The sequence below is a fragment of the Nocardiopsis deserti genome (assembly GCF_008638355.1).
Classification (GTDB): domain Bacteria; phylum Actinomycetota; class Actinomycetes; order Streptosporangiales; family Streptosporangiaceae; genus Nocardiopsis; species Nocardiopsis alborubida.
The window spans coordinates 131190-152597 of sequence record NZ_VWVS01000004.1; the positions used below are offsets into that span (position 1 = coordinate 131190).

Annotated in this window: 19 protein-coding genes; 7 read left to right on the forward strand and 12 right to left on the reverse strand. The window is 65.6% G+C overall.

What is annotated here, in order from left to right; genetic code table 11:
- Window positions 1–753: 753 nt before the first annotated feature.
- Window positions 754–1338, reverse strand: coding sequence for a TetR/AcrR family transcriptional regulator (locus FYW99_RS13435; RefSeq protein ID WP_223838992.1), 585 nt, complete (start codon window positions 1336–1338; stop codon window positions 754–756).
- Between the two features lie 117 nt (window positions 1339–1455).
- Here FYW99_RS13435 and FYW99_RS13440 point away from each other — a divergent pair, with 117 nt between their 5' ends.
- Complete coding sequence (locus FYW99_RS13440) at window positions 1456–2205, forward strand: SDR family NAD(P)-dependent oxidoreductase (RefSeq protein WP_150252385.1); 750 nt, start codon at window positions 1456–1458, stop codon at window positions 2203–2205.
- 559 nt (window positions 2206–2764) lie between these two features.
- Here the strand turns inward: FYW99_RS13440 and FYW99_RS13445 are convergent.
- Window positions 2765–3040, reverse strand: a complete 276-nt coding sequence (locus FYW99_RS13445) for a hypothetical protein (RefSeq protein ID WP_150252386.1) — start codon at window positions 3038–3040, stop codon at window positions 2765–2767.
- Between the two features lie 251 nt (window positions 3041–3291).
- On the opposite strand from FYW99_RS13445, the gene FYW99_RS13450 reads away from it, so the two are divergent.
- A complete protein-coding gene (locus FYW99_RS13450) occupies window positions 3292–4260 on the forward strand; it encodes an HNH endonuclease (RefSeq protein WP_150252387.1) in 969 nt (322 codons plus the stop codon).
- Window positions 4261–4468: 208 nt separating this feature from the next.
- Here the strand turns inward: FYW99_RS13450 and FYW99_RS13455 are convergent, their stop codons facing one another.
- The 4 genes from FYW99_RS13455 to FYW99_RS13470 all read right to left on the reverse strand — a co-directional run bounded on the left by FYW99_RS13455 (window position 4469) and on the right by FYW99_RS13470 (window position 9123).
- A complete protein-coding gene (locus FYW99_RS13455; protein ID WP_223838994.1) occupies window positions 4469–4636 on the reverse strand; it encodes a hypothetical protein in 168 nt (55 codons plus the stop codon).
- 214 nt (window positions 4637–4850) lie between these two features.
- Entirely contained in the window at window positions 4851–6929 is a 2079-nt protein-coding gene (locus tag FYW99_RS13460) for an Hsp70 family protein (protein ID WP_150252389.1), read from the reverse strand.
- Window positions 6926–7489 carry a hypothetical protein gene (locus FYW99_RS13465; protein ID WP_150252390.1) on the reverse strand — a complete coding sequence of 188 codons (564 nt, stop codon included), beginning with the start codon at window positions 7487–7489 and terminating at the stop codon, window positions 6926–6928. Before FYW99_RS13465 ends, FYW99_RS13460 begins: the two co-directional genes overlap by 4 nt.
- The gene (locus FYW99_RS13470) at window positions 7486–9123 is read right to left on the reverse strand and encodes a hypothetical protein (RefSeq protein WP_150252391.1); all 1638 of its coding nucleotides are present in this window, start codon (window positions 9121–9123) and stop codon (window positions 7486–7488) included. Before FYW99_RS13470 ends, FYW99_RS13465 begins: the two co-directional genes overlap by 4 nt.
- Before the next feature lie 275 nt (window positions 9124–9398).
- Here FYW99_RS13470 and FYW99_RS13475 point away from each other — a divergent pair, with 275 nt between their 5' ends.
- The 3 genes from FYW99_RS13475 (at window position 9399) to FYW99_RS13485 (ending at window position 12991) form a co-directional block, all read left to right on the forward strand.
- Window positions 9399–11357 (forward strand): hypothetical protein, encoded by a 1959-nt coding sequence (locus FYW99_RS13475; protein WP_150252392.1) that lies wholly within the window; start codon window positions 9399–9401, stop codon window positions 11355–11357.
- Between the two features lie 201 nt (window positions 11358–11558).
- Window positions 11559–12413, forward strand: a complete 855-nt coding sequence (locus FYW99_RS13480) for a hypothetical protein (protein WP_150252393.1) — start codon at window positions 11559–11561, stop codon at window positions 12411–12413.
- 50 nt (window positions 12414–12463) lie between these two features.
- The gene (locus FYW99_RS13485; protein ID WP_150252394.1) at window positions 12464–12991 is read left to right on the forward strand and encodes a hypothetical protein; all 528 of its coding nucleotides are present in this window, start codon (window positions 12464–12466) and stop codon (window positions 12989–12991) included.
- A gap of 18 nt (window positions 12992–13009) precedes the next feature.
- On the opposite strand, the gene FYW99_RS13490 is transcribed toward FYW99_RS13485, so the two are convergent.
- From FYW99_RS13490 to FYW99_RS13515, 6 genes are all read right to left on the reverse strand, one after another.
- Window positions 13010–15043, reverse strand: a complete 2034-nt coding sequence (locus tag FYW99_RS13490; protein WP_150252395.1) for a hypothetical protein — start codon at window positions 15041–15043, stop codon at window positions 13010–13012.
- 277 nt (window positions 15044–15320) lie between these two features.
- Window positions 15321–16379 (reverse strand): hypothetical protein, encoded by a 1059-nt coding sequence (locus tag FYW99_RS13495; protein WP_150252396.1) that lies wholly within the window; start codon window positions 16377–16379, stop codon window positions 15321–15323.
- A gap of 241 nt (window positions 16380–16620) precedes the next feature.
- Window positions 16621–17652: a ParA family protein gene (locus FYW99_RS13500; RefSeq protein ID WP_150252397.1), complete on the reverse strand. Its 1032-nt coding sequence runs from the start codon at window positions 17650–17652 to the stop codon at window positions 16621–16623.
- A complete protein-coding gene (locus FYW99_RS13505) occupies window positions 17652–18830 on the reverse strand; it encodes an ATP-binding protein (RefSeq protein WP_150252398.1) in 1179 nt (392 codons plus the stop codon). The genes FYW99_RS13500 and FYW99_RS13505 overlap by 1 nt, the downstream gene beginning before the upstream one ends.
- Before the next feature lie 159 nt (window positions 18831–18989).
- Window positions 18990–19343 (reverse strand): hypothetical protein, encoded by a 354-nt coding sequence (locus tag FYW99_RS13510; protein WP_150252399.1) that lies wholly within the window; start codon window positions 19341–19343, stop codon window positions 18990–18992.
- A gap of 109 nt (window positions 19344–19452) precedes the next feature.
- Window positions 19453–20016, reverse strand: coding sequence for an ATP-binding protein (locus tag FYW99_RS13515; RefSeq protein ID WP_150252400.1), 564 nt, complete (start codon window positions 20014–20016; stop codon window positions 19453–19455).
- Window positions 20017–20243: 227 nt separating this feature from the next.
- Between FYW99_RS13515 and FYW99_RS13520 the strand changes: the two genes are divergently transcribed.
- Together FYW99_RS13520 and FYW99_RS13525 are read left to right on the forward strand one after the other, a co-directional pair.
- Window positions 20244–21104 carry a helix-turn-helix domain-containing protein gene (locus tag FYW99_RS13520; RefSeq protein ID WP_150252401.1) on the forward strand — a complete coding sequence of 287 codons (861 nt, stop codon included), beginning with the start codon at window positions 20244–20246 and terminating at the stop codon, window positions 21102–21104.
- A gap of 3 nt (window positions 21105–21107) precedes the next feature.
- Window positions 21108–21347 (forward strand): DUF397 domain-containing protein, encoded by a 240-nt coding sequence (locus tag FYW99_RS13525; protein WP_150252402.1) that lies wholly within the window; start codon window positions 21108–21110, stop codon window positions 21345–21347.
- Window positions 21348–21408 lie beyond the last annotated feature (61 nt).

Here is a 21408-nt window from a genome sequence, read left to right on the forward strand (position 1 = left end):
CCCGCCTCGGTCACGGGGACCGGACAGGGGAGAAATCGCTGCTCAGGCTTCCGGTTCCGTCCCGTTTCGAAGCCTTGGTCCGCGTCAACGCGAGCGGTTTCGGCTCTTCCGCTTCGAGCAATCGGGAAGGGCCGCCACCACGGCAGTACAGGCCGTCGCCGCCCTGATCGCGTGAGCGACGATCGTGTTCGCCCACCGTCGGCGGGAGACCAGGCGGGGTATGGCCGGAAAAGGCCACGCCCCGCCCGAGCTGGCGCGATGGATGTACAGAGCGGGCTCGGAACGCGCTGCGGGCCCGTTCGTCACCGGGCCCGTGCATGATCAGGCCATGGAACGCTGTGACTTCTGCGAACTCCCCGTCGGCGGCGGCTGCGCGTGCTCGCTCGTGCGCGAGAGCCGGAACGCATCCGGGCAGGGCGGCGGCCCCTCCCTTGGCGACGCGCACTTCCCGGGTGGCACCATCCTCATCTCGCCTCGCGGCGTGGCCCACCGCCCGGGCTGCCTGCACCAGTCCGACTCCGAGATCAAGGCGCCGCTCTGGGGCTGGATCCCCGAGCCCGACCCGCAGCTGTGGCGCCGCCTCGGCGGAGGCTCCCCGCCCGCGCCACACACGGCAACACCGAGCGGGTCGCCACACGGCGCTGCCAGAGCTGTGACAGCTGAGAAGGAAACGCCCGTGACCGCCCGCCATCAGCGTCCGCCCGTCCTGCCCCGGCCGGTGGACGCGGTCGGGAAGAAGGGGTCAGCAAGGGGTCAGAGGGGCGGCCAGTTGCGCAGGGCGGCGTCGGCCATCCGCTGGAGTTCGTCCCGGTCGGCGCCGCTGGTGGCCTGGACGGCGATGCCGTTCGCCATGGTCATGAGGTAGCGGGCGAGTACTTCCGGATCGGCGTTCGGGGGCAGGTCGCCTTCGTCGACGGCCTGCCGGAACCGGTCGCGCAGGCGTGAGAGGTTCTCGACGCGCCAGGCGCTCAGCGTGTCGCGGGCGGGTTGGCCGAGATGGCTGGCGGCCAGGAAACCCTGGATGCCCAGGCACCCGGCGGGGCAGTCCGACCGGGTGGACACCGCGATCGAGCCGTTGAGGTAGGCCGTGGCCACCTCCCGGGCGGTCGGCTCCTCCAGCGCCTGGGTGCCGTAGGAGGCCGGGCCCTCGGCGTAGCGCTCCAGGGCCCTGCGGAACAGCTCCTCCTTGTTGCCGAAAGCCGCGTACATGCTCGTCTTCGTGATGCCCATGGCGCGGGTGAGGTCGGTGAGGCTGACACCGGCGTAACCGTGCTCCCAGAACATGGCCATGGCCCGTTCCAGGGCCTCTTCGGCGTCGAATCCCCTCGGTCGGCCCACCGGCGCTCTCCTGATGTCCTCCACACGCAGCAGCCTACCACTTCTGTACCGATCGGATCGGAAGTGCTGTAGCCTCATTCTGTCCCGATCGGAACAGAATTTAGCGGAGGCCAGACCATGCAGAGACTGCAAGACAAGACCGCCGTCGTCACCGGCGGAGGCACGCGGGGAATCGGTCGGGCCACCGCCGCGCGGCTGGCGGCCGAGGGCGCGCACGTGTTCATCACCGGGCGGCGCGAGGCCGAACTGGACGAGGCCGCCGAGGTCATCGGTTCCGCGGTCACCGCGGTACCGGGCGACATCACCGATCCGGCCGACCTGGACCGGCTCTACGCCATGGTGCGCGAGCGCGGCCGGGGCCTGGACGTGCTGTTCGCCAACGCGGCCACCGCCTCGTTCGCGACGCTGGAACAGACCACCGAGGAGGAGTACGACCGCATCTTCGACGTCAACGTCAAGGGCACGCTCCGCACCGTGCAGAAAGCGCTGCCGCTGCTCAACGACGGCGCCTCGGTAATCCTCAACGCCTCCACCACCGTCGACCGCGGCACAGCGGCCTTCGGCGCGTACGCGGCCTCCAAGGCCGCGATCCGCTCCTTCGCGCGGACCTGGGCCAACGAGCTGAAGGACCGGGGGATCCGGGTCAACGCGATCTCACCGGGGCCGATCGACACCTCCGGCATCACCGAACTCGCCGGCGAGCAGAACGCCGCGGCCTTCCGGGAGGGCCTGGTCGCCGACGTGCCGATCGGCCGGATGGGCCGCCCCGAGGAGGTCGCCGCCACCGTGGCCTTCCTCGCCTCCGCGGACAGCAGCTTCCTCCTGGGCGCCAACCTGTACGTCGACGGCGGCGAGAACCAGATCTGACACCGCAGTGCGGCGGTGTGACGGCTCGCACCGGCCTGCGGCTCCCCTGGTGCGAGTCGTGGCGAGCTTGACGCAAACACGTGGCCAGAGCCCGGTACCGCTTACGGCGGTTCATCAACCGCTCCACCCTGTTGCGTCGGCGGTGGACCCCCCGATCGAAGTCGGGTGGTCTACCGCCAGCCGATCCCGGGTTGCGACGGTTGGTCTTTTGGCCCTCGCACCCGGAAATGGTGGATGGTGCACCAGGTACGTGCGGTGTGCAGGATCTGTCTGCTGGCCTTGGAGCTGTAGGCCTTGACCAGGGCCAGGCCGTCCGGCGGGTGCGGGGCATCCGGGTCCAGCCCTTCCATCCCGCCGATGCCCAGAACTCCGCCGACTTCCCAGAGGCCTCGTCTGACTGAACCAATCGGTCCGTCAAGGCTGGACGGCCACAAAGTGGGAAACCTCCCGCAGCCATCGCAGGTACCAGTCCGCGAAGCCCAGGGGCGCACTGCCCTTCCCCGTGAGCGGCTGTAGGTCATCGCCGTCGACACGGCCGTCATTCCACATACGTCCAGCTTCAGGACCGGACACGACCAACCGCTGCCGTAGCGCGCGCCAGACGGCACAGGCAGAGCGCCCCAGCTGTCCGGTCCTCGGCCCACAGGATCTCTTCCACCCGCTCGTTCCATGCCCCGTACGCCGTATCGAACTCCTCGATGTCCCTGAAGTCCTCCTCAACGGGCTCCTGGGATCGCAGAGCCGCCAGGGACCCCGGATCGGCTTCAGTGGCCGGCAACGGCTGCACCAACCGCTCCGGCACAGTCAGGCCAGCGCCGTCGCCGTGCCATTCCATGGCCGCATCGCAGGGACCGACGGAGACAGCGCGGAGGCAGGCAGCCCCTGAGAAACCGGAGCAGTCCGTCAGCTCTACCTCGGTCCCTCCTCACTGTGGCGCCTTTCTCAGAGCTACCGCCTTGGCCAGATGTGGACACACGTAAGCACGCCCCTTCCCACCAGGTTCTTCGCCAGCACGGCTCCGCCGACGCCTGTGGGCTCTTAGTTCACAGGCGAACACTGGTGAATACATACTTCACAATGTCGGACATGAAGGCATTTGTCGGCGTCACTGACAAGGCCTGGGCCGACTTCCTCGCCCAGCGCCCCCACTTGGACGAGATCAACTTCTGGCGCCCCTCCGGGAAGAGCTTCCACAAGCTCGCGCCCGGAGACCCGTTCCTGTTCAAGACCAAGAAACCGCACGACCGGATCGTGGGGGGCGCCGCCTTCAGCGGGTTCGCGCTCGTCCCTCTGTCCGAGGCCTGGGCGGCCTTCGAGGAAGGCAACGGAAGGAAGGACCTCACCGAGGTACGCGAGGCGATCAACGGGTACCGCGCGAAGAACAAGATTCCCCGTATCGGTCCCGGAGAGGACCCTCTGATCGGCTGCGTCATGCTGCGCGACCCGGTGTTCCTCCCCGAGGAGGAGACCTTCGGTCCTCCCCCTGGATGGGCCTACAGCCTCGTTCAGGGCAGAAGCTACGAGGACATCACCGACCCCGAGCACGCCGACTACTTCGCGCCCATCGTCAAGCGCGTACTCGGCCAGAAACCCGAGGAGGCCCTCGCCGAGGACGAGCACGCCGTGGCGGCCACCTGGGAACACCACGGCCCGATGTTCGGCGAGGCCCGGCCCACCCGTCGCCGCATGGGGCAGGAGGCTTTCAAGCTCGCGCTCTTGGACGCCTACGAGGGCCGGTGCGCCATCACCGGCCAGCGCGTGCGCCCGGTGCTGGAGGCCGCCCACATCCACCCGGTGGCCTCGGGCGGCCTGCACCGGCTCGACAACGGCCTGCTGCTTCGCGCTGACGTGCACAGGCTCTTCGACCTGGGCTACCTGTCGGTGTCACCGAGCCTGGAGCTCCGGGTCAGCCCCCGCCTGCACGAGGACTTCCCTGACGCCGAGGAGTACACCGCGTTGGAGGGCGAACCGGTGACCGTTCCCCGGCACAAGGCCGACCGTCCGTCCTTGGACGCCCTGGAGTGGCACATGAGCAAGGTCTTCAAGACCGGGTGATCTCCGTTCACAACGGAGCCACCCTCCTCAGGCCTTCCTGACCCGCATGTGCAGGAAACGCAACGCCCTGAGCCCCTAACCGTCCCTACCGGGGTCCACCCCCACATGTGCGGGGAGTATCTCGCGGTGGCCCAGCGGAATCCGAGTTGTCGGGTCCATGCCGACACGGAGCTGGGGCGGGCCCGAAGGCCCGCCCCGATGCTGCACGTCAGCTGGCCGAGATGAGGGTACCGAACGCGGAGAGCGCTCCGAGAAGGGAACCCCCAGCGATAAGGAGGGCCAGAGGCCAGCTCTTCTTGGCTTCGCGGGCGAGTAGAAGGGTGATGCAGAAGGTACCGAAGGAGGCCCCGCACACCAGGGCGATGGTCGTGGACACGCAAGCTCCCATTCCGTCTCTTGGGCAGGATGCACCGGCTGTGCAAATTCCGACAAGAGCCCAAGGACTGACTAGGGAAGGGGCTACGTGAGTCAACTCATATGCTCCACACTTCTCTCTTCGGCATCCACGACCTTTACAGGTTTGCAGAACTTCTACTTCCGTGCAACTGATTTCACCCTCGACCAACCATGCTCGGAGGAACCTCTGCTGGTCACCGAATGAGACGCCTCTCCTTGAAGGCCCACATTCCTGCGACCTCGGTGCCTCCGAGTACCCGTCCCTTTCCAGCCAGCCAGGAACGGTACTCGGTGTGCTGGGAGAAGCTGTCGTTGCTGACCACGACCCCGTCCTTCTTCCTAGCGATGTCCAGGAGGTACACGTCAGCTCCACCAACCGTCCCCGCGGGGACGCGGTGCAGACGCCCTTCGGCGACCTCCCGGTCCACCTGGGTCCTCTCCTCCTCGGGCACCACGTGCCGGAAGTTGGCGTCGACGAAGACGATGAGCTCCGTTCCCGGGTGCTGCTCCCGCAGCTCCTCCAACGCCGAGTGCAACCTGGCCAGAGTGGGTTGTCCGCCCATGCTCCGGTTCTGGGACCCCCAGGCGAGGTTGGAACCGTCAACCACCAAGGTGCGCCGGGCCGAAGCGTCACCCTCCACCACTTGGGCGACCATGACCGGAGAGGGATGGGGCTCCGCTCTCCTCGATGTCTCGGCAGGCATGTCCGTGGGCTCTGCCGGACGGAAGGCGGGACCGGGCAGGCGCGGCCGTGTCTCCAGGAACTCGTGCAGGCTGGCGGCGCTGACTCCGACACCGGTCGTGGCCAGGCCGAAAGCGTTGATCTCCCGGTCGACGAGCACCTCCTGTGTGCGGTCCAAGACAGCCCGGACCTCCAGGAGTCCGTTGATGTCGTAGGTGTAGGTGAGGGTGAAGGAGGCCTCGTCCGGATTCTCGAAGGGAGGCAGGTCGATCTTGAGCTCGGTCAGGCAGATGTTGGAGCCGTTGTCGGCGCCAACGTCCCTGACAACCGGGTCCGCGGGATCCCCCTCCCAGATCTCCACACTGAGCCGCTTCTGGCCCCTGTGGTTGGGCCGGTAGTTCTTCTCCTGTGACCGGGGAAGGGTGGCGTTGCGCGGGATTATCTGGCTGAACGACCGAATCTCGGTGCCATCACCCACCCTGGTGGACGCCGTGCCCAGCGCGTGGGTCGTGCCGACCGCCAGGTCGATGTCCAGATCGCCGTTGTTGATGGCCGCGACGACGGCAGCTCCCTGGGCGACGGCGGTCATGGGGTCGCACAGTTCGGAGGACACCAACCGGTCTCCCATGATGTCGCCGACCATCCGACGCACGAGGGGGATCTGGCTGCTGCCTCCGATCATCAGTACCGAGTCGATGTCCTCGGGGACCAGGTCGAGGTCGGCGAGGCAACGACGGAGGGGGTCGATGGCCCTCTCCACGACGGGGCGGATCACGTTCTCGAACTCCTCCCGTGTGATCTCGACACTGCCCCCTCCACCAGGTGTGGGAACAGGCACGACGGTTTCGGTGGAAAGACGGATCTTGGCCAGTTCGATGTCACGTGTGAACGCAGCCTTCTCAGCTGTCCCTTGTGGCCTGCGCCTGGCCTTGGCCATAACAAGGCGTTCCAGGCTCGCGTCGAGTTCGAGGCCACCCAGTTGGGGCACGCCTCTGGCCGCGCGTTCCTCGAAGAGCCCGTCCTGTGCCTCCATCACAGTGACATCGATGGTTCCGCCACCCCAGTCGAAGGTGACGACGTTTTCCAGTTCGTCACCACCGAGCTGCTGCCTGTAGTACAGGGCGGCGGCAGTGGGCTCGTTGATGAGCGAATCCACCCGGATTCCGGCTTCCCTCGCAGCGGCCCGAGTGCGAAAACGCGCGGCACCGGCGGAGTTGGCGGGAACTGTGACCACGGCACCGTCCACATCCAGGAGCTGCTCGTCGCTTGCCCGGTTCCGGATGGTCCGGAAGATCCCGGCTGCCACGGTCGACGCGGGCCATGACCTGTGTCCGACCAGTATCTCGGTGTCACCGGCGAGCAGGCGTTTGGCCGCGGGAACGATCTGCTCGGAACGAAGCTTGGCCTCCCAGCCGAAGAGAACTCTCTCCCGAACCGAACTCACGCCGCTCATCGACGGGAAGAGCGATGAGAAGCCCGGATAGTTCCAGTCGTCGAGGTTGGTCGTGTCGAGGGCGAGGACCTCGGCGTCCTCACCGTTCCAGTGGGCGAGAACCGAGTTGGTCGTCCCGAAGTCGATGCCGAAGCTCATGCCCACCCGTCCTTCCTCTTACCGCTTTTTCTCGCGCGCGGCACGTCACTGAACCTGATCTCTCCGGCGATGACCAACTGCCCGCTGATCTCGTCCACGAAGGCGGGTTTGAGGACTGTGACGTGTTTCCCCGTCTCAGGGTTTCCTGAGACAACGCGGTACAGGGAGAGGTCCTCCGTATCGGAGATCCTCCTCAGGCCGGTGGTCCGGCAGAAGTCGTCGATCTTCCGGCCCAGGATGGCGTGGTCGCCGCCCTCGTCCACGGCATCCGCGTGCTGAACGAGTTGGGCAAGCTGGGACAGGTGCGTACGCCGGGCTTGCATGTTCTCGACCAGAGCCCGGCGCACGGCCTCCTTCACGTCGGCCTTGGTAAATTCGTGTTGCGTGCTTTCCCTGACCGCCTCGGAGACTCGCTCGGTCAGCGGACCGATGAGCACCTTTGGTTCCATCCCGGTCACAACCAGGCTGAACAATCGCTCCCTCTGCTCCGTGGGCAGGTTGAGAAGGAGCTCTTCCAGCTCCTCGTCCATGTCCCGTTCACGGTCTCCGTAGCCGTTCATGGTGTCCTCTCCGAAGCAGCAAGTTTCATGATCGACACGACGGCCTCCCGGCGTATGTTCGCGGTGTCTTCGGGCGCGGACGGTCGCGTTCGGCGTTCCAGAGGCCGCGCGTCGGGGACGAGCTGTCGGGGGACGCACGAGGACGGGAACAATCTGTCCCGATGCACCGGAAGCACGTACTGGGGGTTGGCGTCCAGCCCTCCGCCAGCCTCGATGTCTCGGAGGAGGTCACGGGCCTGATTGACGTCGGAGAGCTCCTCGGTCCTTCCTCTCAACTCCTTGCGCAGGATCCGCCAGGCCTCCTTCCACTCCTCGACCGGAGCACCGTGGGGGACACCGAGCTCCAGGTAGGGGTTGAAGAGCGGGCCCCGGTTGTTGCGATCCGTTTCCAGGTGGCGGCGCGCCCAGGCGATGTTGTCGCGGATCACGGGGTGATCGGAGTCCAGCGCCGACAGCCTTCGCAGAGCGTCGCGCAGCGACTGGGAGTCACCGGGGTCGGCGAAACGCAGATCGAGGTAGACCTCCGCGGCTGTGGCCTCCTCACGCACCCAGGCGATTTCGGACTCCAGATGCGGCGCCACTGTTCTGTAGGCTGCCGCGCTCACCTTCATCAGACCGTGGTGAGCGGCACGAAGATCCCGCCATGCGGCGAAGTCCCCCAACGGTGCCTTCGCGGCCTCGATCGGAATGTCGAGACAGAGCCTCTCCAGCACCGGCCACAACGCTGGGTCGGCGAGCAGGACCTTGGGCCACCTGACAGGGTAGGAACGATTGGCGAGAAGCTGTTGGACGAGGAGCCGGGGCTTGCCTCTCAAGTACCCGACCAGCTGCTCCAGTGCCTGGGAGTCGCCCGTGGCCACTCCACCGAGGAGACGGGCGAGTTCCGGGGCGTCCTCGGGAACCTCGTGGTGGGGATCGGACTGGAGACGTCGCCGCCACACTTCCTCGTGCCAGTCGAGTTCCTCCAGGTCCTGGCCCGAAAGCGAGGAAGGATCCCTGCGAGCTCGGAGATAGAGGTTCTCAGCCTGGTCGTCCCGTTCCTCTCCTGACAGGGGAACCGCGGGATTCCGGTCCAGGAGGTCGTCGACGAGCGAAAGCGGCGCCTGTTCGAGAAAGCGCTCCAGGCTGCGTACCTTCTCCCCGAGGGCCAGAAGCTCGACGTCACGCCACAGGTTCAGTGCGGGACTGAGGTAGGGGAGCCCGCGGAGCACCCGTGCGTGGGGCTCAGCCTCACCGGCGAGCATGGCGGCAGCCTGACCGAACCTGGCCACCTGAGGAACTCTGAGTGCGTGCAACCGGGCCACGTGCAGGATGCCGGTCTCAGGCGGCAGGTTCCCCAGCAGTTCGAGTAGCGCTCTGGGGGCCTCTGGACAGAGTTTGTCATCGATCAGGGCGGACAGCTTCTCGGCCGCATCCCCGCCAGAGGGTCCCGCCTCCAGGATCACGGCCTCGACCACGTCCCTCAGGCCGGGTATCCGTTCGGACGTCACCCGGAATTCCTGCCAGATGCTGTCCCGGCGCCCCTGTTCCCTCTCCCGCTGGACTCTGGCCAGGCGTTGTCGCTCGGCGGCCAGCGCGGCGGCCTTCCGTTCTCGGGCGTCGCTGATTCCCACGTTGACGAGCTCTATCCACATGCAGTTTTCGAAATGGCCTGGCCCGAGAGGATGACAGTCCATACGGGGTCGGAGTTCCACGAGCCTGCCAGGATCCTACCGACATCGGCTCTCAACTGGGAAGAGGCCCGGCAGAACCAGAACACCTTGACAGTGGACACCCATGTCAACACGTAGGGCCGTTTCTCCTACGGGTGTCCGGACGTCGGACTACTCTGGTCCTTCTCGCAACACCGGAGATTCCACTCTGAGAGCCCGCTGACCAGCGCGCTCCGTTTCCATGAACGGAAAACCCCATGACCACGCCTCGCACCGAGCCCGTGCTTCCAGCCGGATTCCTCTGCGGCATAATCCGTGATCACCCCGCCGACTCCCCACAGGTCCACGTCGCGGCGCAATGGGTGCGCTCTGCACCGAGAACACCGGGGAGTGAGGAGTTGATCGGTCAGCTGTTGACGGGACCATACGCGAAGGAGGCTCCGGTTTGGCTGATCGAGGCCGCGGCCGACTGTGACCCGAACACGATGGTGAGGGTCTCCGAAGACCGTTATTTGATGAGCCTGCCGGTCATCGCCCTTGACCATTCGTCCTGTTCAGAGGGGCTGCGAGCGAAGGTGCTCCGGCGATGCGATGATGGGGAACTGGCTCTCTTCGGTGGCGAGCGTGTCAGCGACCGGCTCGCGCAGGCTACGGCCGACGAGTTGAAGCGTCGCTGCGGCGACGCGCCCGCGATGGTCCCGGAGATGCGAAAGAACCCGAGCCCAGCTCACTCGGTACTCAGAACAGCCCGCCTACACGATGTCGTTTTCTCGTCGGCGCTGGACCTTCTTCCCGTCTGGTTCCCCAGGAAGAGGGACGAAAACGAGGACCGCGAGCAGTGGCGTGACTGGTTCTCCGCAGCGAGTGACGCCTGGGAGCACATGTGGCGGGATGTTCTGAGGGCTCATGAGGACCGCCACCGGCAGATCCTGGAATGGTCGGTCTCATCCGATCCCGCCGAGTCCCAGATCCGCCACCAGCTTCTCAGCAGCATCCCCTGGTCAGTGGACCCGAAACTCCTGCTCGAACTCGCCGAGCATGATCTCCACAGGTTCTCCGAGGCTCTCTCGTGGGCGCGGATCGCCCACCAGGTATCGCTGGGGGTGCCAGCCGATGAGGTGGAGAAACAGTTCCGTGAGGAGCTGCCATACCTGCGTGAACGTAGGCGGTGGCCGCTGGACCGTGTGCTCAGTGGCGAGGAGATCTGGGTGGAGTCCGCACTCGAAGATCCGGTGGACACGGCCAAAACATATGCCTCGGACACCTGGAAGTACATCCTCGAAACGGCTGATCTCCCCGAAGAACGCCACGTCCCGCACTCCTGGAGCGCTCCGCCCGAGACACTGGCGAAGCTGCGCGGGATGTTCGCCGAGGCCGCGGTTCACGTCATCCCCTGGTGGAGAAACGATCCGCATGAGCAGCGCTTCGGCACGAAGGACGTGCGGTGGTTGCGCGTGATCCTGACCCATCTACCTGAGATCACTCCGGGCCTCAAGGAGTCAGTCCGGCCAATCATCCGGGCGGGCGAGAGCTACCTCCGTCGGCACGGCTCCTCGTATCGCAGTCACCAGCTCTACCAGGACATGCAGCGCCTCCATGAGGACCTGAACATCCTCCGGAGACTGGTGGACTCCCCCTTCGTCCCCGCTACCTCGGGAGTACGCGAGTTCGGCTCTCCGGACAAAGTGGAGGTGCGGGAGCTCGCCGATCTGGGAGCCGACGACCTTGAACGCTACCTGGACGCGTACCGGGGCCATGACACCCTCGTCGAGAAAGCCCTACTCTCCCTAGCGTTTAAGCGCTCCCCCGCTGGAAAATCCTTCGCCGAACTCCTGGCCCGTCACTCTCAGCCGGATGCGGCACTCCTGCGGCTGACGAGGGAGCTACGTGCCCGTTTGGGCGGCAATCCTCCGCTCCGGCAGGCCTGGACCGTACTGGTTCTCTCCCTGCCGGAGGTACACCCTGAGGTGGTGCGGGCGCTTCCGTTGTGGTCAGCAGTGCGTTGCCTGCAAGGGCAACCAGCCGTGGTATCGGCTGTCTCCCAGACTCTCGGCGCGGATGAGCGGGCGTGGGAGCGGTTCGCTGCCAACCCCGCGACGAGCACAGGCGAGCATGCCTGGCTCCGGCTCGGCGACGTCCTGGACGCGTCCGCGTCCGGCGAGCCATGGCCAGCGGCGCCGCCAAGGTACTACCCCGGGCAGCGGAACCAGCCCTGAATCCGCTTCTGTACCGGGCACCATGAGAACCGAAAACCCCGAGCAAACGCTCGGCCCCAGAAAGCCAACGCAGACTGGACATGTCTCACCGGCTGGCAAGTAGGACAGACCGATCGGAAATCTCTGAGAATGGCCAAACACTGTTTCGCCGTGTACCGAATCCAGGTGTCCAGGAGGTGGCACCCGGACCAAGTTATGCCCGTGGACGACCTGGACGGAGGAGGACTCGACCTACTGGACCTCTTCGAGGACTCGTTGAAGACCCTGGAGCACACTCCGAGGAGGGATGAACGACGCCAGTATCACCTGTCCGTGCCCCACCATCGGCGCACAGACGACCGGGAGATCGAGGTACGCCTGGACTACGGCAAGTTCGGCAGCCGGGGCATGGTCAAGAACGTCCACAACCACGAGGACAGGTACCGCATCGGGTATGACGAGGCCGCCACGACCTTTCTGCGTAATCTCGTTGTGGTACCTTCCCGCGGTTCCTTCGCGCTACTGCTCACGGAACGCTATCAGCGCAACGGTGCGGGTACTGCCTTCCTGGAGCACCTGAAGGAGACAACCGCACCCGCGTTGAAGCAGAGGGGGCTGGTTCTGAAGCACGAAGCCCTGGCTGACTCGGAGGCCTTTCGGAGGTTCCTGGAGAGAGCCCGATTGACCAAGGTCGAGGTCAGGGAGAACTTCAGAGGGACCGACCTGTTCAACCAGGAAGAACTGCGTCCCAGCGGAACCTTCTGCCACACGTACAAGCCCAAACGGAAGGACCAGGCTTTTCTCTCACTCTTTCGTGATCAGGTGCTCGCACGCAATGCTGACATGGCCGGGCTCTTCCATCTGCGCACCGCTGAACACATCGTCGAAACACGCGTCACCCTGGACGACGACATCCAGGAAAGAACCATCATCCTCGACGAGGAGGAGACAGCGTCTCCCCTGACCTACCTCCTGGCGGAGGACGACGCTTCACGACCGTCTGACCGAGAGGCTTTCACCGTCATGCGCAGAACCTCGACCGAGACATGTCAGCACCTCACGATAGATTCGGACTAAAGTTCGATCACCTCGGCTCGCGGGGCAGGCACGATCAAGGGAGGGACGCCGTGGACGCGAAGTGGTCCGTGCTTGGCGTCATCACCGACCACTTGGGCACCCTGGTAAACCGGCGCACCAGGAGCTGGATGCTACGTGACTATGCGGCGTTCTTCGCCTTTCCCGTTGGTGCAGGAATAGGCGTATTCCTGTTGGAGGTTCAGATCGCTAACGCGCAGAACCTGATCGCGGGTGTCTCGGTCTTCACGGCCCTGCTGTTCGGGCTGTTGGTCCACGTCTTCGGTCTGGGTCTGCGCGTCTCCACGGAGCGTTCAGGGGAAGGCGCGAGCCGGACCACCACGATGGTGGACCAGCTGCACGCCAACGTCGCCTACGCGACGCTGGTCAGCCTGGTTATGACCGCTGGTCTCATGGCGCTGATCGTGGTCTATGACCAGGAGGAGGTGCCTGGGTGGGCCTCAGCCGTGGTGGTCACCGTGCTCGCGCACCTGTTCATGACGCTGTTGATGGTGCTCAAACGCATGCGGTCGATGTACGCGCAGCTACGCAGGTTCGCTCCCTTCACCGACAAAGGTTGAGAACGCGGTGCCTGTGTCTCACACGGCAGAAGTGGGATCGTGCGCCTTGTACAACCGCGCCTGAAGGGTGTAGACGGCCCTGGTGCCGAGGTCGACGCCGTTGCGTTCACACCAGTGGACGATCATCCGGCCGGCGGTGACGGTGCGCCTGCTCACTGCCTCCTCGCTCAGACCGCTTCCGTCACCGGCCGCCGCCCTGACGAGGATGTCGGCCACCTCCTCGAACCTGGACGCGTCCTCCAGAACACAGGAGATCCACGCACCGACCGCCTCCAGAGCCAGATCGTCGTCCCCTCGGCCAAGAACCGCTCCCCACATGTCCGCGACGTGATCCGTGGCCCTGGCGAGGTCCGGGCGGGTCCTCGACCAGAGGAGCCTCTCGGGCACACCTTCCGTGGACGCGGACAGAGCACGGACGAGAAAACGAAACGCGACCTCCCTACGTCTGGGGGAGACTCCTTCATGGCACCACCCGTTCAGGACAGCGCCGACGACATCGAACCACCGCTCTCCGTCCTCGGCCAACTCTTCCAAGGCGTCGAGTGCGGCCTGACGGACCTTTTCCGATTCGGCTTGGGCGAGCCACTTGAGACGGGTCAGTGCGGACGCGGGGTTGGTGCGGCCATAGGTGACACACGCGCTGGCGACCGCCACCGCCTGGTGGTGGTCGGATGAGGGGTTCCTCGCGATGTCGTAGAGGCGTTTACGTATCTCCTTCCCCAGGTCCGGCGAGGAGGCGGCCTCGGCCGCGAAGTCCGCCGCGGCCTGTCTGGTCTTCCCGCTTTTCGCCCAGCTGTCGAAGAAATCAACCGTCAGAGGCTGGTCCTTGCGCGACAGCGCCAGACGCACGCAGGCTTCGCGTACCGGGGTGACGAGTGGCGGGTTCTCCGCCACCAGTTCACTCATCCATGCGATCAGGTACTTCCGTAGTCGCGGGAGCTGTTCCCACACGTACTCCAGCACCGCGTCCGCGTATTCGGGCCTGGTGAAGCACACGCCGTCGCCCGGAACGCGCTTCGCGCCCACGGCCTCCAGGGTGAGGTCCACGCCCGGGCCGAAGATCCCTCCCACGCCCCTGGGTCGCTCTCCCAGCGCCCGTGCCAGATCGTCAGCGGCGTCGAACACCTCCAACGCCTGCCGCCCCTCCAACACCGCGACGGCGATCAGGGCGATCCGGTCCCAGACGGCGGTGTCCCCGCTGTGTTCCGTGAACCAGCCGTTCAGCTCGCCCTTCCAGTCGCCGTACGCGTCAAGCGCTCCACGGATCCACGTCTCGGTACAGGTTCTGTCGTCCGTCGGCCGGGACTGGTAGGCGATCCGGGCCAAGCGCACGGCGTCCGATGGCACGGCGTCCCGAACCTTGTCCTGGACGCCCTGCCAGGTGGTCCACACCTTCTGGGAGTTCTCCCCGATCAGGTACTTCAGGTGTTCGGAGAGCACAGCTACGCCCGGCGGCCGACGGACACGGAACACGGGCATCTCGTGCAGTTCACCGGTGAGCTGTCCGGGCCGGGTGAGGATGGTCAGCGCCGCCTCGTTCTCGGCCACGCGCGCCCGGAGGGCGCGTAGTTCCATGACGGTCGACCCGTCGATCCGCGTCAGAGCGGAGAGGTCGACCAGGTATCCGTTTCCCGGCATGGGAAGGGTCCGGGCCAGGCGCTTCCCTGGTTGCTCGTCCAGGGAGATCGAATGAACGCGCATCCCGCACCAGGTGTGCAGGGCGATGGCCGCGGTTTCCCTTCCGTTGCCGGGCTCTCCTGAGAGGATGGCCCATCTCTGCTGCTCGAACCCTTTTCTGAAATGCCGATAGAGCTCCGGTTCGGCTGGGGAAAAGGTGGCGGCGAGATATCGCTGGTATTCCTCCAGTACCGCTTCGGTCTCCGTGTGCACCATGTCGCCGAGGTGGAACGAGATGTTCCCGTACAAGTTCCCGACCTGTACCAGCTTGAGGATCTGCCCCAGGTTGATGGAGGTGTTGTTCACCGTGCCAGCAGGGTTCTCCGCCATTCCCCTCCCGAACCTCCACGCCGAAGCGAGAACCAGAGCAACCACCAGTTCTACACCAGGAGAAGACGCCGGTGACCGGCTCTGTTTCCTTTTCCGTGGCCGGATTCGGCCACCGCAGTCCTGGCGTGCCCGGTAGTCGTCACCCGCCACCAGGCGGCGGGTGACGCCGCGCAGGTGACAGTCGCCCGCAGAACGCCGCGTGAGAGGGCCCATGAGAGGGCGTCCGTGCTCCCTGCACAGCCACGATGATCTGACAGCCGGACGATTCTGCCGAGGGTGCCCGAAGCGCACGACACACCTCGGTATGACGCCACTCCAGGTTTCAGGACCAGACGAACATCGCTTCTTGCGCGAGCTGGTTTCCCCCGAAGACATGAGCCCTACGCGGGTCGAACCGGAAGACGAAGGAGCGGGACCGGTTCGCGAACTCCTCAGCAGGACCACTGAGACCGTGCTCGGTGAGGACCATGAGCCTCCTGCCCTCGACGGAGGCGTCCGCGTAGAGCTTCTTCAGGTCGGGCAGGCCGAGCGGCCGTGAACGCCGCCACCAGACGATGTGGAACTCCTCCGACACCAGCTCCGCACCGTCCTCGGACGAGCGCACATCACCGAAACCGAACGCGTTCAGTTGGGCCGCCACCACACCACACGGCCGGTCCGGATCGACGGGCACAGTAGCCGCTCCCGGCGGCAGCATCCGGTCCGCCATTCCAGCCGAGGTGTCCTCTCCTGGGTCGAGGACGGCCATCGGCGGTTCGGCGTTCTCCAACTCCTTGAGGATGGTCACCAGGATGTCCGCCAGAACAGCGGTATCCACTCGATCAGCTGGCAGCCCCGGAGCCGTTCCGGGTTCCTGGAGGATGAACTCACCGAGGTCGACGCGCCACACGCGCCGACGCGACTCGTCGTGGACGTCCACCAGCCAACCGAGGCCGGGGCGGAGGAAGACCCACACCCGCTTGCCCGGGGTGCGTACGAGCAGGACTTCTCCCTGTCCCGGGTGGCGGGGAAACTCGTACCCGTTCCTCCCGAACACGACCCTGTAACGGTTCTCGGCCATCGCGTACTCGACAACCACTCCCCGGGCCTCCAGAGCGTCCGCGAGACGGGTGATGGGGGTCTCCTGGGCCTCATCCCAGCGCCAGGGACTCGCTTGGGGGCGTCCTTCGGTCTCGGCCAGGGCTCGCTCGTACATAGCCGTCGCGAGAACCTCCGGTGGTGTCTGGATGTCCCAGAGCCTCCCCAGAGCGTCCTGACCGTACACCGTGAGGAACCAGCACGGCATTGACGTCCCCGACAGATCGACCCGGGTACGGCACAGCCACACCTCGATGTCGCCAACGCTCAGGGTCAGACGGGCGGGAGCCGTCTCCTCACTCATTCCCCTGCGGACCACCTGCCTGGCCAGTTCGGGATACCGTTTCTGAAAAGCAGTCCTGACCCATTCGAAGGCGAAGTATTCGCCCATGGTCACGCGCATGTCCCAATTCGCGAAGATGACTCCACAACCTTTCCATCCCGGTTGGCGTCTCCCGGGCGTCGCATCGCCAGGACAGTCAACCAGAACGGACCGACGAAGGCTCCTTGGTCTCCGGAGGAACATGAGCGGAGCTTCCTCGCCGTTATTCCACCGCCGTCTGGGCAAGGCGCGCGTCGATTTTCTCCGTCAGGTCCCGAAAGTCGCGGTAGCAGGTCTGCACGAACGTCTGGGTACTGCCGAGGGCACCATCGGCGGCCCGCAGGTCGAACATGGGTTTACGGGCGTCATGGGCAAGCGGCATGAGGCTGCGGTAGTTGCGGATGGTGGCGATCTCGTGCTCGGCTTCCGCTGACGGCGTCATCTGATCCAGGACGAAGCGGTCGTAGACGACCGGGATCCGGTCCAACCAGCGCTGGTAGGCATGGACAGGCCGGTCCAGACGTATACCGGGCTGCATGATGACGTAGCCGAGCGGCAACATGCGCCCATTGGGCATCTCCAACCCCTTCGGTGCCCGGGGAAGCACGGTCTCCTGCCAGTCGCTGCGCCAATCCCGCAGCGTCGGACCGAGATTGCGCAGACCTCGGAGTGAGAACAGGTCGGCGGCCAAGGGCATGAGGACGGTGTCGGAGGAGAGCAGGGCCGCCCTGTTGATCGCTCCCAGGTTGGGCCCCACGTCGATCAGCGTGATGTCCGGTTCAATGCGTCTGCGCGCCGCTTGGATGACGCGGTAGAAGGCCGTGGTTGCGCGAAGGGCCTTCTCGCTCCCCTTGAACCCTGGCGCCCAGCTGTTGGACAGGTCATCCTCGAAACGGCTCAGTTCCAGGTCTCCCGGGATGAGCCACAGGTTGTCGGTCACCTCCACCGGATCGACCTCCTGGATGTCCCCCGTCCCTCTGACGATCGGGTCGACCGCCTGTGCGATGGTCCGGATGCGCTCCAGCTCGAAGCGGGAGAAGAGTGCCTCCTGACGCTCGGGGAACGTCGGTTCGGGTTCGTCCCAGAGGAAGGCGAGGTCCTCCTCGTCCAGGAAGGACGAGGTGAGGTTGGACTGCGGGTCCAGGTCGACGGCCAGGACCCGCTTGCCCTGCCGCTGGTACATGTGCGCGAGGTGGTAGACCAGCGTCGTCTTGCCGACTCCGCCCTTGTTGTTGAACAGCGCGACGGACGTCATCAGCCTCTCCTCAGCACGACGGACCAGTGCGATTCTCCGACCTCGAATTCCGGTGGCGGGTTGCCGTTGCGCTTCAGGGCCTCCCGAATCCTGTTGATGCCCCGGCCGAAGCGGTTCACGTAGCCGAGGTTCTTGAGCGCACCGGCCAGCGAGGGGTTTCGGTAGTCGTTGGCCCTGTCGTAGTTGTCCTCCCGAACCGCACCGAAGGGACCGCCCGGGTTACTGACCTCCACCCGGTCGCTGAACCACAGGATGCGGATGGGCGCGTTGGACGACTCGTAGTTGCGGTGCATGACCGCGTTCATGATGGCCTCGCGGAGCGCGGCGAGCGGATAGTCCGGACGGCTCTCCTCCCGGAACCCGCCGGCCTCCACGAGCCGGGTGTGGATGTGCCCGCGCAACAGCGCGTCCAGTCGTTCTGTGGTGTCGACGACGTTGGCTCGCAACTCCTGGTCGTCCACGACCGCACTGTCCATGTGATCGCCCTCGTAGCGGACGAACTGGGTGTAGGCGCCGGGGAGGAAGGCGGACGGATCCAGACCGATCAGGAGAACACCGAGGACGGTCGCCTGCCGCGAGTCGGGATCGAGGAGACGCAGCGATGCCAACTGCTGCTCCTCGGGGCGGTGGTTCTCCTCCAGGACCTCTTCGGAGACCGCGTTGGGCAGGTAGGTGCCCCGAAAGAGCTGTAGGTCCAGATCGGCCGCGGTGCAGCCGGGCCAGGCATGACTGTCGAAGGGCAGGGACTTGTGTCGCCTGCGCTCGGTGAGGATCCGCTCGTCGTCGGAGGTCGCCTTCCTCGTCGTCGGGCCGGGACGCACCCAGGCGATGCCGTCGAGCCGTACAGGAGGCGCCGGTGACGCCTCGACGTGGATGTGGATGACGGGTTCGCCGTTGAAGCGGGCTTGTTCGACCGTGAAGGAGGGGCGGTCCAGGATCTTGCCGTCGTCCCGGAGGTTGGCGAGGTTCAGAAGGGCTTTGTCGGAGGTGTCGAGATCGGGCTCGATCGTGCCGTCGTCGCGGACCCCGATGAGGACGTCGCCGCCACCCTTGCCGGTCAGGTCGTTGGCCATCGCGCAGACGGCCTTGCGGATGACGTCGAGGTTCCTGACCACTCGCTTGAACTCCAGGACGCAGGTCTCCTGGGTACCCAGCTCGGAGGCGAGTTCGCGTTGCATCGTGTCCGTTTCCATGTGTTCCGCGCACCGGTCGCGGTGTGGTGGAGAAGCGTGAGCAGGCAGCCCCGGTATGACCGTACAGCCGAGCATCCTATGCAGGTGCGACGGTGGCCGCCTCGTCTCTGGAGGCAGCCACCGTCAGGGTGTCGTGGGCGATGCTCAGGTGTGGGTGAGGGCGGGCGCCGGGTCCAGGAGGCGGGTGAGGGTTCCGATGTCGGGAACCTCGGTCAGGCCGGTGGGCGAGGCCACCCAGTAGGACATGGTGCTCTCCCCGAACCAGATGACCAGGTGCGGGTTGCGCCGCTGGAGCGCGGCGGCGGAGGTGTGCTCGCGGACGAACTCGGAGCGATGGCCGCCCAGGCGGGGCAGGCGCGCGGCCCGACGCCGACGGCACGAGGGGTGCTCACAGGCCGGGCAGAACGGGCCGACCAGCGGGTGTCGCCGGGGCAGCGGCGGGACAGGGCGGTGCAGCGGGTCGCTGGAGGGCCGGGGTACGGGGATAGGATGCGTCACTGATCCTGCTTTCTTACATCTGCCGGTGTGGATTCAGGGTTGTTGTGGGCCCGGGAAGCGTTGCCGCGCTTTCCTGGGCCCTTCTGCGTGCGTGCAGCGGTGTGGACGGCTACGCGGTGGTGTTCCAGAGGCTGTCGGTCAGGTCGTAGGCCAGGAAGAACCAGACCTGGCGGTAGTTCGGGACTCCGTTGTCGCCCCAGGAGGAGGCGAAAGCGTCGATCATGGCCAGCCCGCGCCCGGATTCGGCGGCCGAGTCCAGCCCGTTGGGGTCGGGAGCCAGGTACGAGCGCTGCCCGAGAATGGTCTTCCTTCCGTCGCGGGAACCCTGGTCGCGGCAGGCGAGGCGCAGGCCGGTGCGGGTGCGCTGGCAGGTCAGGGCGTAGACGCCGAAGGGCTGACCCGAGTGGGAGTGGCGCAGGGCGTTGTTGGCGAGTTCGCTGCCCAGCAGGGTGAACAGGTAGCGGTAGTCGTGGTCGCGTTCGGCGGCGCAGGTACTCAGGAACGCGCGCACCAGCGGCATGTACTGGACCGAGCCGCCGAAGTCGTAGCGGCGCGTCTTGTAGTGGGCGCGGTCGGAACGGCCGGTGAAGTAGTGGCGACACCGGGGCGGAACCAGCTCAGCGAGGGGCACGGTCACCTCGGGCAGCGCGGGCATGGGCGCGGTTGCGGGCATGACGAACAGACTCCTTGCACGTGTGGAGCGACAACAGGGGTTCGGTGTGCCCGCAGGAGTAGAACCTTCGCGTCTCCCAGTACAGGAAAGGGGCACGGCGTAGCCTGACCAGCAGAGACTCTGCGCGAACTCTCGATCACTGACTACACACTCATAGTGACTCGCGCATCCACGGATGTCAACGAGAAAAAGTGGTTTCCACAAAAAATTCCAGCTAGGCTACCCATATGCCAACGCCCTACAGCCCCAGCATCCGACGGCGTCGCCTGTCGTCCGAGCTTCGGCGGCTTCGCACCGAAGCAGGTTTCACCTTGGCCGAAGCCGCCAAGCAGGCTGGCCTGGGACGATCAAACCTCGGCAAGATGGAACAGGCTGAGTCCAAGACCGTCCCTGCAGCGGCTCTGGACAAGCTGCTGGACCTCTACAACGTGCGCGAACCGCAAACGCGAGACGCCATGCACGCGCTCGCCCAAGACGCCAAGCAGCGTGGCTGGTGGTCGAAGTACAAGGGACTGTTCGACGACGACCGTGCGCTTCCTGACTTCGAAGCGGAGGCCTCCACTATCCGGACCTTCGAGGCTCTGTGCATCCCGGGTCTACTACAGACACCCGAGTACGCTCATGCGCTGTTCGAAGGTGGGCGGTACACCTCTCTGCCCGAGATCGAACGGAGAGTCGCCTTCCGGATGGCTCGAAGGGAGATCCTGAACCGAGTACGACCTGCGCACTTCCGTGCCGTACTCGATGAGGCAGCTCTGCGACGGGTCATCGGCGGACCGGATGTCATGCATGCGCAACTCATGCACCTGTTGCACATGGCAGAGATGCCACACGTCGACGTGCAGGTCATTCCGTTCCAAGATGGCTCCCACGCAGGCCTCACGGCCCCATTCGCAATCCTGGACTTCCCAGATCCACGAGACAGCTCCATCGTCTACGTTGGGACGATCGCCGGTTCTGTCTTCTTCGAGCAAGAAGATGAAGTAGAGCGCTATAACGTGACCTACGGGGACCTACAGGGGTCCGCATTGAGCACCAAACAGTCTGCCGCTCTCATCAAAACGGCAGCGGACTCACTGAGAGAGTGACCATTGACTTACCTGAAGTTCCGGAAGAGCAGCTACAGCGGCCACGATCAGAACTGTGTAGAGGTTGCCCACATCCCCACAGGCTTCCGGAAGAGCAGCTACAGCGGTGTCAACGGCAACTGCGTCGAGGTCGCCGACCTACCCTGCGGCGCGGCTGTCCGGGACTCGAAGAACCCCGCCAAGGGCCACCTCCCCTTCCCCGCCGCCGAGTGGGACGCCTTCCTCACCATCGCCCGCAGCTGACGGCTGACCCCGCGAAGACACGTGGGCCCCGGTACCTGGTAAGAATCCAGGTACCGGGGCC